Origin of the sequence: Plantactinospora sp. B5E13 (assembly GCF_039871775.1) — a bacterium.
GTDB lineage: Bacteria > Actinomycetota > Actinomycetes > Mycobacteriales > Micromonosporaceae > Plantactinospora.
Genome location: NZ_JBDPLT010000023.1, coordinates 18,253 through 32,347, shown reverse-complemented (window position 1 = coordinate 32,347; position 14,095 = coordinate 18,253). Strand labels below are relative to the sequence as shown.

Below are 14,095 nucleotides of genomic sequence, written 5' to 3'. Positions count from 1 at the left end.
CACCCCGTCTCAGCAGGCGCCACGACACGCCTCCCACATCCCGCGAGTCATCTCGTACTCGACCTCACCCAGGTCCGCTCCCGGCAACGGGTCATCCCAGTGCGGAAAGTACGTGCGCACGTACCGCATGCCGACGGCCTTCATCACGCCCCGGGACCCGGCGTTCACGGCCATGGTCTGCGCGATCACCCGGCTCTGCCCGACGGTGTCGAAGGCATGCCGCAGCAGTGCGCGGGACGCCTCGCTGGCCAGTCCCTTCCGCCAGTGGCGGCGGACGAGACGGTAACCCAGGTCGGTCACGGTCGGGTCGTCAGGTTGGTCGGGGCCGTGTGCCGGCGGAAGCATCATGAGCCCGACGAACTCGCCCTCGTCCTCCCGTACCGGCGGTGTCGACCCCCGCGCGCCGTCGGCAGACCCGAACGCCATCCAGAAGCCCAGGCCGTCGACCTTGGCGGCCAGGGCCATCCGCTGCGCGTGGGACGCGACCACCTCGTCCCTGGATCGCGCCCGGCCGGTGATGTAGCGAAGCACCTCCGGATCGGAGTCGAGCTGGATCTCCCGCTCGAGGTGCCGGTCGGCAAGTGGGACCAGCAACAGGCGGTCAGTGCGCAAGATCGGTTGAGGCATCCGGCAACGATCGCACCACCGTGCCATCGGCGCGATCCGGCGCGCGGACCGGCATTCCCGGAGGGTTTCTGCCCGGTCCGCCAGCAGTCCCGGGCGGCAGGGCGTAAACCTGAGACGTGGAGACCACCTACCGGGACCGGACCGAGGCCGGGAACGTACTCGCGGACCGCCTGAACTCGCTCGCCGGCCGCTCCGACGTGACGGTGCTCGGGCTGGTCCGGGGCGGCGTACCGGTGGCCGCGGCGGTGGCCGACCGGCTCGACGCCCCGCTCGACGTCCTGGTCGTCCGCAAACTCGGCCTGCCGGCAGCCCCGGAGCTGGCCTTCGGCGCGGTCGGGCCGGGCGGGCTGCGGGTACTCAACGACGAGATCGCCGACCGCCTCGACCCGGACGAGGTGGAGGAGGTCGTCCGGGTGGAGACCGCCGAGCTGGAACGGCGCGAACGGCGGTACCGGGAGGGCCGGCCGCCGCTGCGGCTCGACAACCGGGTCGCGGTGATCGTCGACGACGGGCTGGCCACCGGGGCGACCGCCCGGGCCGCCGTCGGGGTCGCCCGGCAACTCGGCGCCCGCCGGGTGGTGCTCGCCGTCCCGGTCGGGGCGCCCGAGGCGTACGCGCTGCTCAGCGAAACCGCAGACGAGGTCGTCTGTCCGCAGCGACCGGCCGGATTCGGCGCGGTGAGCCGCTTCTACGACGACTTCCACGAGGTGTCGGATGCGGAAGTGGTGGCGGTGCTGACGGGCTCCGGGTGACTTCACCGGGTACCGTCGAGTGATGCAGATGACCTGTCCGAAGTGTCGTGGCGAGATGCGTCAGTACGAGCGCAGCGGCGTCACGGTCGACCAGTGCACCGAGTGCCGTGGCATTTTCCTCGACCGAGGCGAGCTGGAGAAGCTCTTCGAGGCCGAGGCCAACTGGAGTCAGCAGCAGGCGCCGCGTGCCCCGCAGCCCTCGCACGTGCCGCCCGCCCCGGGTGGGGGATACGCCCCGCCGCCCCCGCCGCCCGCCCCACACCAGCCGGGCTACGGCGCGCCGAGCCACGTCCCGCCACCGCCACCGCCGGCCCACGGCTACCCGCCGGCGCCGGCCTACGGGCAGCAGCACCACGGCTACCACGGGCACTACCGGCACAAGCGTAAGAAGAGCTTCCTGAACGAGCTCTTCGACTGACGGTCGGACCGACGCTCGGATCCCCGCGACCAGGGAAGGCTTCCCCGGTCGCGGGGACACCTGACCTGACCGGCGTGGCACGGAGGAACGGGCGAGGTGGGCAGCCAGCGCGGCCCCGCTGCGGGGTGGGGCAGCTCCGGGGCACCGGAGGCGGCGGACAACCACGGCGCGCTCGCGCAGACGTACGCCCGGATCACGGCGACCGTCGCGGACCTCGCCGACACCGACCTGCTCCGGCCGACCCGCTGCCGGGGTTGGCTGGTCGTCGACCTGCTCTTCCATCTGACCCTGGACGCCCAGCGGGCGCTGGTCGCGCTGGCCACGCCGGCGGCCGGGCCGGCAGACGTGGACGCGGTCAGCTACTGGCGTACGCCTGCCGACCCGGGTGAGGGCCGGCACGCGGCCTGGGTACGCCGCTGTGCCGCCGCCTTCGACCACCCGACGGGGGTGGTCCGGCTCTGGACCGACACCGCCCCGGCAGCGGTACGGGCCGCCGGGATGGCCGACCCGGACGGTTTTGTCGCCTCCCAGGGCCGGGTGCTCGCGGTGCCGGAGTTCCTCGCCACCCTGGTCACCGAGGCGGTGGTGCATCACCTCGACCTGACCGTCGATCTTCCGGATCCGCCGGAGCCGGAGCCGACCGCGGTGGAGATCGCCGTGGCGACTCTCGACGGACTGCTCAGCGACGACGCGGTACGCCCCGCCGACTGGTCGGACCGGGACTACCTGTTGAAGGCGACCGGACGGCTGCCGTTGACCGCTCCCGACCGGTTGGCGCTCGGCGAGGCCGCCGGCTGGTTTCCGCTGCTCGGCTGACCCGGGTTCCTGGGCCTGGCAAGGCTCAGACGATCGCCATGTCGACGAAGCGGGACAGGTGCAGCTGGGCGGCGACGGTCACCGTGTCGGTGGGGCCGTTCCGGTGCTTGGCGACGATGAAGTCCGCCTCGCCGGCGCGCGGGGACTCCTTGTCGTAGTAGTCGTCCCGGTGAAGAAGGATGACAACGTCGGCATCCTGCTCAATTGACCCAGATTCACGCAAATCGGACAACTGGGGCCGCTTGTCGGTCCGCTGCTCGGGGCCACGGTTCAGCTGGCTGACCGCGATCACCGGACACTCGACCTCCTTGGCCAGCAGCTTCAGGCCCCGGGACAGTTCCGCGACCTCCTGCTGTCGACTCTCGGTGCGCTTCGGTGAACTCATCAGCTGGAGATAGTCGACAACGATCATCTTGAGGTCGTGCCGCTGCTTGAGCCGCCGGGCCTTCGCGCGGATCTCCATCAGGTTCATGTTCGGGGTGTCGTCGACGAACAGCGGCGCCTCGCTGATCTCGCCCATCCGGCGGGCCAGCTTGGTCCAGTCGTCGTCGGAGAGCTGCCCACTGCGCAGCACGTGCAACGGCACCCGGGCCTCGGCCGAGAGCAGTCGCATGACGATCTCGACCTTGCTCATTTCCAGGGAGAAGATCGCGCTCGCACAGTTGGACCGGATGGCGGCATTTCGGGCAAAGTCCATCGAAGCGGTTGAATTGTGCGTGGGGATCATCGCCCGGCCCGCCAGATAGAGGTGGTCAGCGTTGTCGACGGTCACACAGCGAACCGGCACGCTCGGCACCGGGCGCACCGCCACGATGTACCTCGCGCTCGACCTGGCGGCATTGGTCGCTCGGCGACGGTCGCGATGTGCCTCCCGCTTCCGTCCGAGGCGGAAGATCTCGTCGGGCGTGCTGAAGTTCACGGTGTACGCGGTCGACGTCTCCTCGCTGCGACCCCTTACCCGCCTGGTCGCGATCGTGCAGCGGTAACCCAGGCTGGTCACCAGCTCCCGTACGTCGTATGCCAACCGATGCGATGTCGACGTGTACTGGAGATTGCCTGACGGCCCGACCGTGCCGTCGGTGTCCATCAGACCGGCGAGCAGGGCACGTCGCTGAGCCTCGGACGCCCGCAGGTACGCGACGGGCACGTGCTTGTTGTGCAGAACGTCCAACGCTCGGAGGGCTCCGACAAAGGAGCCGTACCGCCGGTGGCATTCCTCGCATCGGCGACCCTGGGACGCCTTCGTCTGACTCGGCATCGGCTGGCCACAGGAAGCACAACCAACAGCGGGCCTCGACAGCCCCCTTGAGCGGCACCCGCAGACCCGGCCGCAGGTGAAGACGGATGGCGACTTCGGGGCGAACTCGACACCACAGACGATGCAGTTCCGAGCCGGCAGCGGCGGCAGCGCTGGCGGGAGGATGGTGTAGACGGCGGGACCCGACGGCCGTACCAGGAGTCCGTCCTGCTCGACCCCGGCGACGATCTCCTCGTCGATGCTGGTGAAGCGCGCGGCGGCGCTGTGACCGTCGCCGAGCCACACCCCGAGGGTGTATGGCGGGATGGTCAGGTCGCGTTCGGGCAACTGCAGGGGGGCGCAGTTCTCGACAGCATGATTGAGCCGCTGATCCTGGGTGGTGGTCCGGAGGGTCGCCCTGATCTGCTCGGTGGTGAAGACGTTGTCGTGGGGCGCGGTCGTGGCGCCGGGCGTCTGCCGGCGGCTTGCCCTGGTGGTCGTCTTCCACAGGTGTTCGGCATCGGCGACCAGGATCGATCCGTCCGAGAACTCCACCTCGTAACACGGACGGCCGTGCATGACCTCGAAGGCGTGGGTTACCCGGGTCGGCCAACCGTCTGCGCCGAGCAGTTGGTCTCCCGCCCGCACCTCGCCCATCGTCGTCCAGCCGTTCGGCGTCGCCAGCGGCGTGTCCAGGGCGAGCGCCTTGCCCAAACCAGGCCTACCCGCCACGATGATCAACTGCCCCGGGTGCAGCCCGTTCAGCAGCCGGTCCAGGTCCGTGAAGCCGGTCGGCACCCCGGTCATCACCCCACCCTGGGCACCGACCGCCTCGATCTCGTCGAGCGTCGGCTGCAGCATGTCGGCGAGGACGGCGAAGTCCTCGCTGACCCGCTTCTCGGTGACGTCGTAGATCGCCTGCTGGGCCAGGTCGACCACGTCGTCGACATCCCGCCCGCCACCGCCGGCCGAGCCGTACCCGAGCTGGACGATCCGGGTGCCGGCCTCGACCAGGCGCCGCAGCACCGCACGCTCGCCGACGATCCGGGCGTAGTAGGAGGCGTTCGCGGCGGTCGGCACACTGGCGATCAGGGTGTGCAGATATGGCGCTCCGCCGATCCGTCCCAGGTCGCCGGAGTCGGCGAGGGCGGCGGCGACGGTGATCGCGTCGGCGGGTTCACCACGCCCGTACAGGTCCAGGATCGCGTCGAAGATGGTGGCGTGCACCGGCCGATAGAAGTCGTTCGACTTGAGGATCTCGACGACGTCGGCGATGGCGTCCTTGGAGAGCAACATGCCACCGAGCACGCACTGCTCGGCGGCGACGTCCTGGGGCGGCGTCTTGTCGTACTGTCCGTCGCGGGGGCCGGGGCCGTCGGGCGGCGACGCCGACCGCGAGTCACCACGAACGTCGTCAGTGATCGACATCCGACCATCCCCCCTTCGCCCATCCGACCCGCTTCCAGCGAAGCGCCGCCGTACGACAGTTTCACCACCGGCCCAGCCGGTCCCCGACCCTGACAGCCGCCGGTGGTCGATGCCGTCGTTCCTGGTCGGTCGGTGCCGCTCGGGTCGGCCCCGGCGGTCCGCGCGACCGGGGGAAGTCGGTGCGACCTGACGAGGCCAGGGGGCAACCATACGTAAGTCGAGGTCAGCCCCTCAACACCGACGGTGGACGGAGTTCGGGACAACCTGTGGACGGTTGTCGGTGGGGTGTGCGCAGCCCTGTGCACAGGCTGTGGAAAACAACTGGGGAAGATAGCTTGGACCATCCTTGAGCTGGGCAAACTCGGTCCCCACCTTGTGGAGGAAAGAAACCAACTGAATCTGGGCCAGTCGGACGGCGTATCATCAGGCAGCGACATTCTTCGGTACGGCTCCCCGCGATCGACTCAGCAGAAAGGTCACGCTGCGGCCGTGGACCATCGGGACCGGGGGCGGGGTGAACTCGCCCGACAGGAACGGCAGGACAGCATCGGCTGGGGCGACCCGCTCACCGGACCGCCGGGCGACCCCTACTCCCGCCCCGAAGGCAGCTACCGCACGCCGAGCCGCCGACGGGCCCGGCACCGGGGCGCGCCGGACCCGGTCGACACCTACACCCCGCCCTGGGCGTTGGGCGCCACCACCGAGGCGGCCCCGTCCACCGGGTCGCCCGGCACCGGGCGCGACGACGACCCGTGGCACACCGGGACGTCCCGGCGCGGTGACGACCCGTGGCACACCGACACGAGCACGTCAGGACGGGCCGGTGGACGGCACCAGCGGACCGAGTCGACGTCGGCGACCGGATCGGGTCGACGTCGGCGGGCGGCCGACCCGGCGGAGTCGACCGGAGACCCGGCCGTCGGCTGGCGGGACTCCGTCGGCGACAGCGGCACCCGCCGTCGACGTGAACGTACGGCCGACGGTTGGCGGGACAGCACGGCACCGCCCGACACCTGGCGGGACAGCACGACACCGCCCGACACCTGGCGGGACAGCACGACACCGCCCGACACCTGGCGGGACAGCACGGCACCGCCCGACACCTGGCGGGACAGCACGACACCGCCCGACACCTGGCGGGACGACGCCGCCTCGCGCGACAGCTGGCGGGACGGTCGCGACAGCTCGCTGACCGGTGGCTGGCGCGGCGACGACAGCACACCCGGCGGTTGGCGGGACACCGGCGCCGCGGCCACCACGGAGAGCTGGCGGGACGCCGGCACCGTGGTCGGGGGCGACGGCACGGACGCCTACGCCGGAGCACCGGACGGCAACAGCCGAGGCGTCGGGCGCCGGCGCGCCGAGCGGAGCGGCACGGACAGCGCCGACAGCACAGACGGCGCGGACGGTTGGCGGCGCGACGCCGGGATCCGGCGCGACACCCCCGCCGGCGACGGCCCACCGCAGGGCGGTCGCCACTCGGACGGCAACAACACCGACACGTGGCGCCGGGCGGACCTGGCCGGCACCGGCGCGACCGGGAGCTACCTCGACGACCGGCCGAGAAGGACCGGTCGGAGACGTCGACCGGATCCCGAGGAGTCACTCTCCGGGTCCTCCGCCGTGACCGGCGACGCTTCGACCACTTGGACGGACCCGGCCCGTTGGCGGGGCGAGCGTGCAGGTGGCGGGCGCCGGGCCGCCGAAGACCGGGACCGGCCCGAGCCTCCGGGCGCCGCGCCGGGAGAGTCCGCGCGGCAAGCTGAGTCGATCAGTCCGATCAGTCCGGCGGCCCGGTGGATCCGGTCTCCGGACGAGGTCGGCCAGGGCGACAGTCTCGCCGGTGGCCGCGCGGACGGGGCGGACGGCGAGGGCCGCCGACGGCGCCGTCGGGGTGGCGACCAGACCACCGGGCCCGATCCGGTACGACGTTCCGCCGCCGACCGGGGCCGGCACACCGACAGCGGTTCGGCCCGCCCGTACGCCGAGCCGCCCGGGCGGGACCGGGAGGCGGAGGCTACTCCCTGGGACCGGTTCGGTGACACCCACACCGGCATGCTGGACCGGGTCACCGACGACGTACCCGAGGGCCGCCGTCGGGCGCCGGACGGGGATGACCGCGAGTCGTCGGGCTATGGCCGTCGGAGCCGGGCCGGCTCCGACGGCGGCGGCCGTACCGGCCTCAGTCCAACCAGCGGTGGCGCCTATCCCACCAGCGGCGGTCCCATTCCGACCAGCGGTGGCGCCTACCCGACCAGTGGCGGTCCCATCCCGACCAGCGGTGGCGGCTGGGGCCGGCGCGGTGAGGCCGCCCGCTGGGACGGGTTCGCCGACACCGGCCAGTGGGACCGGTTCACCGACACCACGGAGTGGCGTCGGGGCGAACTCGTCGGGACGGGACGGGACGACGACCCCCGGGCGGTGACCGGCACGGATCGGGACGAGACCTTCTGGTCCGGCACCCGGCTGGCCGAGGACGATCCACGGTGGATGGGCATTCCCGACTCGGCACCGAAGTCTCCGGCCGTGGTCTATCCGCCGCCGCGCCCTTCCCGTTCGGCACCTCCCGGACGTCAGCCCACCGAGCAGGTACGGGTACCCCGGCAACGTACCGCCGGGGAGGGTCGGGCCGACGGTCGTACCGCGTCGCCGGCTGGCGCCCGACGGAGCGTTGCCACGGTCGGGGCGCCCGGCGGACGGTCATCGACTCCGAGTCGGCGGCTGACGTCGGAGGCCGCCCGGCGCCGGCCCTCGCCGTTGAGCCGGCGGCTCGAGGACGACCTGCTCGATCCCCGGCCCAGCGGGCCGCTGAGCGCGGTGCTCTACGCCGCCGCCTGGTACGCCGTACCGGTGCTGGCGATGTTGGTCTGGGTGTTGACCCTCGACGCCAGCCTGCCGGTGGACTGTGTGCCGGAGTTGGCCGGTGGGTGCGAGTCGGAGCGGGGACGGGCGATGGCAGCCCTGGTCGACGGCCTGCCCCGGTTCGGCGCGGCGCTGGCGACCAGCCTGGTCATCGCCGCGCTCCTGCGCTGGGTAAACAAGACCTGGCGGGTCGTGACGATCGGGCTCTCCGCCGCGGTGGTCGGCGGAGGACTCTCCACGCTGCTGTTCAGCGTGATCAGCGACCAACCACTGACCTGAGTCCCGGCACCGCGCGACGGTCTCCGGAAGCGGAAGCAGCAGCGGTGTGGGCCGGAAACGGATCAGGGGTGCCACCCCGGTCGGGTGGCACCCCTGATCGTTTGTTCCGTACCGCCTACTTGCCGGGGACGACCTTCAGGTCGAAGCTGGCAGTCACCTCGGGGTGCAGCTTGACCCGCACCTTGTGGCTGCCGACCGCCTTGATCGCGCCCGGCAGTTCCAGCCGACGCCGGTCCAGCGACGGCCCACCGGCCGCCCGGACCGCGTTGACCACGTCGCCGGGGGTGACCGAGCCGAAGAGCCGCCCGCCGTTGCCGGCACGCGCGGTCAGGTTGACCTTGAGCCCTTCGAGCTGGGCCTTGACCTCGTTGGCGTGGCCCAGGTCCCGGATCTCGCGGGCCTCGCGGGCCCGACGGATCACCGTGACCTGCTTCTCCGCGCCCTTCGTCCAGGTGATCGCGAAGCCCTGCGGCAGCAGGTAGTTACGGCCGTAGCCGTCCTTCACCTCGACGATGTCACCCGGGCTGCCGAGGCCGGACACCTCCTGAGTCAGGATGATCTTCATTTGGTGCCTCCTCTCAGCGGGCCGTGGCCGTGTACGGCAGGAGCGCCATCTCGCGGGCGTTCTTGACCGCACGGGCGATCTGGCGCTGCTGCTGGGAGGTGACCCCGGTCACCCGCCGAGCGCGGATCTTGCCGCGGTCGGAGATGAACTTGCGCAGCAGCGCGGTGTCCTTGTAGTCGATGTAGGTGATCCCGTCCTTGTCGAGCGGGTTCACCTTCTTCTTCGGCTTGCGCAGTGCCGCAGCCTTTGCCATTGCTCTTGCTCCTGGTTTGCGATCTCGGGCGCTCGGCCCACGGGCACGGCCCGGGGTCAGAACGGGGGCTCGTCGTCGAAGTTTCCGCCGCCCGAACCGGACGAACGCGAGGCGGCCGGAGCGGCCGTGGCCCACGGGTCGTCGAAGTTGCCTCCGCCGCCCTGGCTGCCACCGCCACCGCCACCGCCACCCGAGGCGCCGAAGCCGCCGCCACCGGAGCGCGCCATCTTCTGCACCTTCGCCGTGGCGTACCGCAGCGAGGGGCCGATCTCGTCGACCTCCAGCTCGATGACGGTGCGCTTCTCGCCCTCACGCGTCTCGTAGGACCGCTGCCGAAGCCGGCCCGACACGATCACGCGCGCACCCCGCTGCAGCGACTCGGCGACATGCTCGGCGGCCTGCCGCCAGACGGTGCACGCAAGGAACAGCGGCTCGCCGTCCTTCCACTCACCGGAGGCCCGGTCCATGAACCGGGGCGTCGACGCGACCCGGAACTTGGCTACCGCGGCGCCGGAGGGCGTGAAACGCAACTCGGGGTCATCGGTCAGGTTGCCGATGACCGTGATGGTGGTATCTCCTGCCATGACCATCTCCTCGCGCACTCATCAGTCCGGTCAAGGCTGCCAGAGCCGTACGACAGGACCGGTGAGGCTGATCCGGGCGTGCCGGAAACGCGTCAGCGCGTCTCCGGCCGGATGACCTTGGTACGCAGCACGGACTCGTTGAGCCGCAACTGCCGGTCCAGCTCGGCCACCGCCGCAGGCGTCGCCTGCAGGTCGATGACGGCGTAGATCCCCTCGGCCTTCTTGTCGATCTCGTACGAGAGGCGCCGGCGGCCCCACACGTCGAGCTTCTCCACCGAGCCACCCGCGGTCCGGATCACGTTGAGGTACGTGTCGAGCGATGGGGCGACGGTGCGCTCCTCGAGGCTTGGATCGAGGATGACCATGATCTCGTAATGACGCAAGACGTGCTCACCTCCTCTGGGCTAGCGGCCACGGTCCTTCCGTGGCAGGAGGTCGTGCGTCGTTGCCGGGACGAATCCGGGAGGGATCCCACAGCGTCACGGGCAACCTGAGCAGAATACCCGGTGTGCCGGGACCGGGCACGTCCGGTCTCCGGCCGCCCGGAATCGTGTCGGTCGAATCGTTCCCGAAGGAGATCAAGTCGGATCGGTCCGGTGAAAGACCAACCGGCGACGGGTCGACGGAAACGACGGAACCCCGTCCGGCGGCGTGCCGGAGCGGGGTCCGCTACGAAGCCGCGGGGCGCATCCCGTCCACATTCTTTGGGTGGGACCTGGGGAGGAACGACCACACCGACGAGTTGGATGGGAGGCGCCCCGCGGAGCCTATTGTATTGTCATCTTACGCGACAACAGCATGTCTTGTGCCGTTAATGGCAGATAGCCCGATTCACCGCTGACTCGTCCACCGGTGGACGAGTCAGCGGCCAGCGGCCCCGCCGGGTCGGTCGGACGGCGGAGAGCTCTCCGGGCGCCGCGTTCCGCAGCTCCCGGCACGCCCGGAACCGACCGCTTCGGGACCTCGCGGTACCGGTTCCTCCTCGACGCCCCCGACCGACCCGGCGGGGAAAACCAGGACCGTCCCCCGACGCCGGCAACGGGGCACGGGCGGCGCACGCGGCGAACACCGCGCCGGCCCGGCAGCATCGCGACGGCAGGGTCACGGACGTCTTCCTCTCTCGGCGGCAGGTGGATCCACCGGCGCCCCACACCTCGGACACCGTCGATCTCACCAGGAGAAACGAAACAACCACGGCAAGGTGACGCGGCCGGCGCGGACCCCCGCCGATCGGCCGGAACCGGGGTACGCCGACCCGCCGCTCCCCGTCCTGACACCGGCACGACGTAGGCTCGCCATCATGCGTATCGGAGCCCATGTCGATGCCACCGACCCGCTGCACGAGGCGGCCCTCCGGAAGGCGGACGCGGTCCAGTTCTTCCTCACCGATCCGCAGAAGGACTGGAAGGCACCACAACCACGGGAGGACGCGGCACTGCTGCGCGCCTCAGAGGTGGACATCTACATCCACGCGCCGTACGTCATCAACCTCGCGACGACGAACAACCGGATCCGCATCCCGAGTCGGAAGCTGCTGACCAGCCACGCCGAAGCCGCCGCCGCGGTGGGCGCCAAGGGTCTGGTGGTGCACGGCGGGCACGTCAACGCGGGCGACGACCTCGCGGTCGGGTTCGACAACTGGCGCAAGGCGTTCGTCCAGGCCGCCGAGACGGGCGGGCACCGCACCCCGGTGTTCATCGAGAACACCGCCGGCGGCCACAACGCCTGTGCCCGCCGCTTCGACAACCTGGCCCGGCTCTGGGACGCGGTGGGTGACTACGGCGTCGGTTTCTGCCTGGACACCTGTCACGCCCACGCCGGCGGCGAGGACCTGCTCGACGTCGTCGACCGGGTCAAGGCGATCACCGGCCGGATCGACCTGATCCACGCGAACGGTTCCAAGGGCGACTTCAACTCCGGCCAGGACCGTCACGACAACCTGGGCAGCGGCACCATCGATCCCGAACTGGTGGTCGAGGTGATCCGAGCGGCCGGCGCGCCGGTGATCGTCGAGACGCCGGGCGGGGTCGACGGGCAGGCGGCGGACATCGCGTACCTGCGCGACCGACTCGGCCGGTAGGGGCGACGATGTCGACAGACCAGTCCAAGGTCACCGATCCGGCGCGGGACGAGAGCAGCTCGGGCAGCACCTCCACGGAGAGCACCACGGTGCGGGACACGGTTCCGGACAGCCCGGCCGACACCAGCAGCAGGCCGGTCGAGACGAACGCCGAACCGGCGGACGTCAACAAGCCGACAGACGCCAGCACCGAACCGGCGGACGCCAACAAGCCGACAGACGCCAGCACCGCGCCGGCCGACACGGCCAGCCCGACCGACGCCAGCGACAAACCGAAGGACGCGGACAGCCCGACCGGGAGCGGTGACAAGCCGGCCGAGAAGGCCGACAGCCCGGACGACGTGGCGAAGCCAGGCGACGCCACAAAACCAGGCGACACAAGCGACAAACCAGGCGACACAAGCGACAAGCCGACCGACCCGTTCACCGCGTTCGCCCCGGCTCCCGAGCCGGTGCCGGGCCGGCTGCGCCGGGTCGGGCGTGCGGTGGGCCGGCGGCTGACGCACGAGTGGACCCTGGCGGCGCTGGCCAGTCTCGTCCTGGCCGTGCTGATGAACTGGCCCACGCTGAAGTACCCGCTCTACGAGCTGCCGCAGGACACCTGGGACCCCACCCTGCAGGCCTGGCAGGTCGCCTGGTCGGGGCACATCCTGCTGACCGATCCGGCCCAGCTCTGGCAGAGCAACGCGTTCTTCCCGGAAACCTGGACCTTCGCGTTTTCCGACACGCTCCTCGGCTACGCCCCCGCCGGCATGCTCGGACACGGCCCGGAAGCCGCGATCCTGCGTTACAACATTCTTTTCCTGCTGGCGCACGCCCTGGCCACCTTCGGGGCGTACGCGCTGGTCCGACAGCTCGGCGCCGGGCGGATCGGCGCCGCCGTGGCCGGGGTCGGTTACACGTACGCGCCGTGGCTGCTCGCCCAGGCCGGCCACCTGCACATCCTCTCCAACGGCGGCATCCCGCTGGCGCTGGCCATGCTGGCCCGGGGACACGGCTGGTCGCTGCGCCACGGCTACCGGCCGGAACGACGCCGGGCCGGCTGGGTCTTCGCGGGCTGGCTGGTGGCGGCCTGGCAGCTGAGCCTCGGCTTCGGCATCGGTCTGGTCTTCGCGTACGTGCTGGGTCTGATCTCGGTCGTGGTGCTGCTCGGCTGGCTGCTCCGTCGGATCCTGCGCCGGCCGCGGCGGCAGTTCGGCGTCCGGATGGTGCTCGCCGACCTGCTCGGCGGCGGGGTCTTCGCGGCGGCCGGCATCCTGCTGGCGATCCCCTACTTCAAGGTCGCCGACCTGTACCCGGAGGCGCGGCGGACCGCGGCGAACCTGCACGCGTACTCACCGCCGCCGACCGGCTTCGTGACGGCGCCGAAGGAGTCGCTGATCTGGGGGCAGTTGCACGAGACCGTGCGCGACGGGCTGCCCTGGGCGCCGGAGATGACCCTGCTGCCCGGCTTCGTGCTCTACGCGCTCGCCGTCGCCGGCCTGTTCCTGTCGATCTGGACCGTACGGCAGCGGTTGCTGCTGCTCGCCGGGGTCCTGGTCAGCGGCATCCTGTCGATGGGTACGGCGTTCTTCGGCGGCACCTGGACCTACCTTCCGCTCTTCGAGCACCTGCCCGGCTGGGACGGACTGCGTACCCCGGGCCGGCTGATGCTCTGGACGACCCTGCTGCTGGGCGTCCTCGCCGCCGGTTCGGTCGGCGCCTTCGCCGAACGGGCCCGGCTGATCTCGGCGGCCGAACGGGTGCCGCCGCGCCCCGGCCCGTTCCTGCGGTTGGTGACCCTGCTGCCGCTGCTGCTCGTCGTGGTCGAGGGGCTCAACAACACGCCGCACGAGGTCGTACCGCCGCAGCCGGCCGCGATGCGGACGGTGGCCGGGCCGATCCTGGTGCTGCCGTCGAACCAGAACAACGACCAGCACGTCATGCTCTGGTCGACCAGCAGGTTCCCGGACATCGTCAACGGCGGTAGCGGGTTCACCCCGACCCGGCTCGCCGAGGTGCGAGACGCCACGGCGAACTTCCCCGACGTGGCCAGCATCGACTACCTGCGGCTGATGGGGGTACGGACCGTGGTGGTGCTGCGGGACCGGATCGCCGGGACCCCGCTGGAGGCCAGCATCGACCAGCCGGTCGACCTGCTCGGCATCCAGCGTGAGGACGTCGGCGAAACGGTCGTCTACCGGCTCTAGGAGAG

General features: G+C 71.2%; 12 protein-coding genes. 6 read left to right on the top strand and 6 right to left on the bottom strand.

What is annotated here, in order from left to right:
• Positions 1 to 9 precede the first annotated feature (9 nt).
• The gene (locus ABGB05_RS21040) at positions 10 to 627 is read right to left on the bottom strand and encodes a GNAT family N-acetyltransferase (RefSeq protein WP_347655160.1); all 618 of its coding nucleotides are present in this window, start codon (positions 625 to 627) and stop codon (positions 10 to 12) included.
• 116 nt (positions 628 to 743) lie between these two features.
• Here ABGB05_RS21040 and ABGB05_RS21035 point away from each other — a divergent pair, with 116 nt between their 5' ends.
• The 3 genes from ABGB05_RS21035 to ABGB05_RS21025 all read left to right on the top strand — a co-directional run bounded on the left by ABGB05_RS21035 (position 744) and on the right by ABGB05_RS21025 (position 2,613).
• Positions 744 to 1,379 (top strand): phosphoribosyltransferase family protein, encoded by a 636-nt coding sequence (locus tag ABGB05_RS21035; protein WP_347655159.1) that lies wholly within the window; start codon positions 744 to 746, stop codon positions 1,377 to 1,379.
• Positions 1,380 to 1,398: 19 nt separating this feature from the next.
• Positions 1,399 to 1,797 (top strand): zf-TFIIB domain-containing protein, encoded by a 399-nt coding sequence (locus tag ABGB05_RS21030; protein WP_347655158.1) that lies wholly within the window; start codon positions 1,399 to 1,401, stop codon positions 1,795 to 1,797.
• Positions 1,798 to 1,893: 96 nt separating this feature from the next.
• Positions 1,894 to 2,613 carry a maleylpyruvate isomerase N-terminal domain-containing protein gene (locus tag ABGB05_RS21025; RefSeq protein WP_347655157.1) on the top strand — a complete coding sequence of 240 codons (720 nt, stop codon included), beginning with the start codon at positions 1,894 to 1,896 and terminating at the stop codon, positions 2,611 to 2,613.
• A gap of 25 nt (positions 2,614 to 2,638) precedes the next feature.
• Here ABGB05_RS21025 and dnaB read toward each other — a convergent pair whose 3' ends face one another.
• Positions 2,639 to 5,278: a replicative DNA helicase gene (gene dnaB / locus ABGB05_RS21020; protein ID WP_347655156.1), complete on the bottom strand. Its 2,640-nt coding sequence runs from the start codon at positions 5,276 to 5,278 to the stop codon at positions 2,639 to 2,641.
• 489 nt (positions 5,279 to 5,767) lie between these two features.
• On the opposite strand from dnaB, the gene ABGB05_RS21015 reads away from it, so the two are divergent.
• A complete protein-coding gene (locus ABGB05_RS21015; RefSeq protein ID WP_347655155.1) occupies positions 5,768 to 8,419 on the top strand; it encodes a hypothetical protein in 2,652 nt (883 codons plus the stop codon).
• 115 nt (positions 8,420 to 8,534) lie between these two features.
• Here ABGB05_RS21015 and rplI read toward each other — a convergent pair whose 3' ends face one another.
• The 4 genes from rplI to rpsF all read right to left on the bottom strand — a co-directional run bounded on the left by rplI (position 8,535) and on the right by rpsF (position 10,204).
• On the bottom strand, positions 8,535 to 8,984 hold the full coding sequence (gene rplI / locus ABGB05_RS21010; RefSeq protein WP_331213536.1) for a 50S ribosomal protein L9: 450 nt from the start codon (positions 8,982 to 8,984) through the stop codon (positions 8,535 to 8,537).
• Between the two features lie 13 nt (positions 8,985 to 8,997).
• Positions 8,998 to 9,237: a 30S ribosomal protein S18 gene (gene rpsR / locus ABGB05_RS21005; protein WP_007073789.1), complete on the bottom strand. Its 240-nt coding sequence runs from the start codon at positions 9,235 to 9,237 to the stop codon at positions 8,998 to 9,000.
• 56 nt (positions 9,238 to 9,293) lie between these two features.
• On the bottom strand, positions 9,294 to 9,839 hold the full coding sequence (locus tag ABGB05_RS21000; protein ID WP_347655154.1) for a single-stranded DNA-binding protein: 546 nt from the start codon (positions 9,837 to 9,839) through the stop codon (positions 9,294 to 9,296).
• Between the two features lie 74 nt (positions 9,840 to 9,913).
• Positions 9,914 to 10,204, bottom strand: coding sequence for a 30S ribosomal protein S6 (rpsF, locus tag ABGB05_RS20995; RefSeq protein WP_347655153.1), 291 nt, complete (start codon positions 10,202 to 10,204; stop codon positions 9,914 to 9,916).
• Positions 10,205 to 11,121: 917 nt separating this feature from the next.
• Here rpsF and ABGB05_RS20990 point away from each other — a divergent pair.
• Together ABGB05_RS20990 and ABGB05_RS20985 are read left to right on the top strand one after the other, a co-directional pair.
• Positions 11,122 to 11,901, top strand: coding sequence for a deoxyribonuclease IV (locus ABGB05_RS20990; RefSeq protein ID WP_347655152.1), 780 nt, complete (start codon positions 11,122 to 11,124; stop codon positions 11,899 to 11,901).
• An 8-nt stretch (positions 11,902 to 11,909) separates the two neighbouring features.
• Entirely contained in the window at positions 11,910 to 14,090 is a 2,181-nt protein-coding gene (locus ABGB05_RS20985) for a hypothetical protein (RefSeq protein WP_347655151.1), read from the top strand.
• The last annotated feature ends 5 nt before the right edge of the window (positions 14,091 to 14,095 follow it).

Bases quoted from the DNA above. Each gene is read 5' to 3' on its own strand.
- ABGB05_RS21040 (WP_347655160.1), bottom strand. From the start codon at position 627: ATGCCTCAACCGATCTTGCGCACTGACCGCCTGTTGCTGGTCCCACTT.
- dnaB (WP_347655156.1), bottom strand. From the start codon at position 5,278: ATGTCGATCACTGACGACGTTCGTGGTGACTCGCGGTCGGCGTCGCCG.
- rplI (WP_331213536.1), bottom strand. From the start codon at position 8,984: ATGAAGATCATCCTGACTCAGGAGGTGTCCGGCCTCGGCAGCCCGGGT.
- rpsR (WP_007073789.1), bottom strand. From the start codon at position 9,237: ATGGCAAAGGCTGCGGCACTGCGCAAGCCGAAGAAGAAGGTGAACCCG.
- ABGB05_RS20990 (WP_347655152.1), top strand. From the start codon at position 11,122: ATGCGTATCGGAGCCCATGTCGATGCCACCGACCCGCTGCACGAGGCG.
- ABGB05_RS20985 (WP_347655151.1), top strand. From the start codon at position 11,910: ATGTCGACAGACCAGTCCAAGGTCACCGATCCGGCGCGGGACGAGAGC.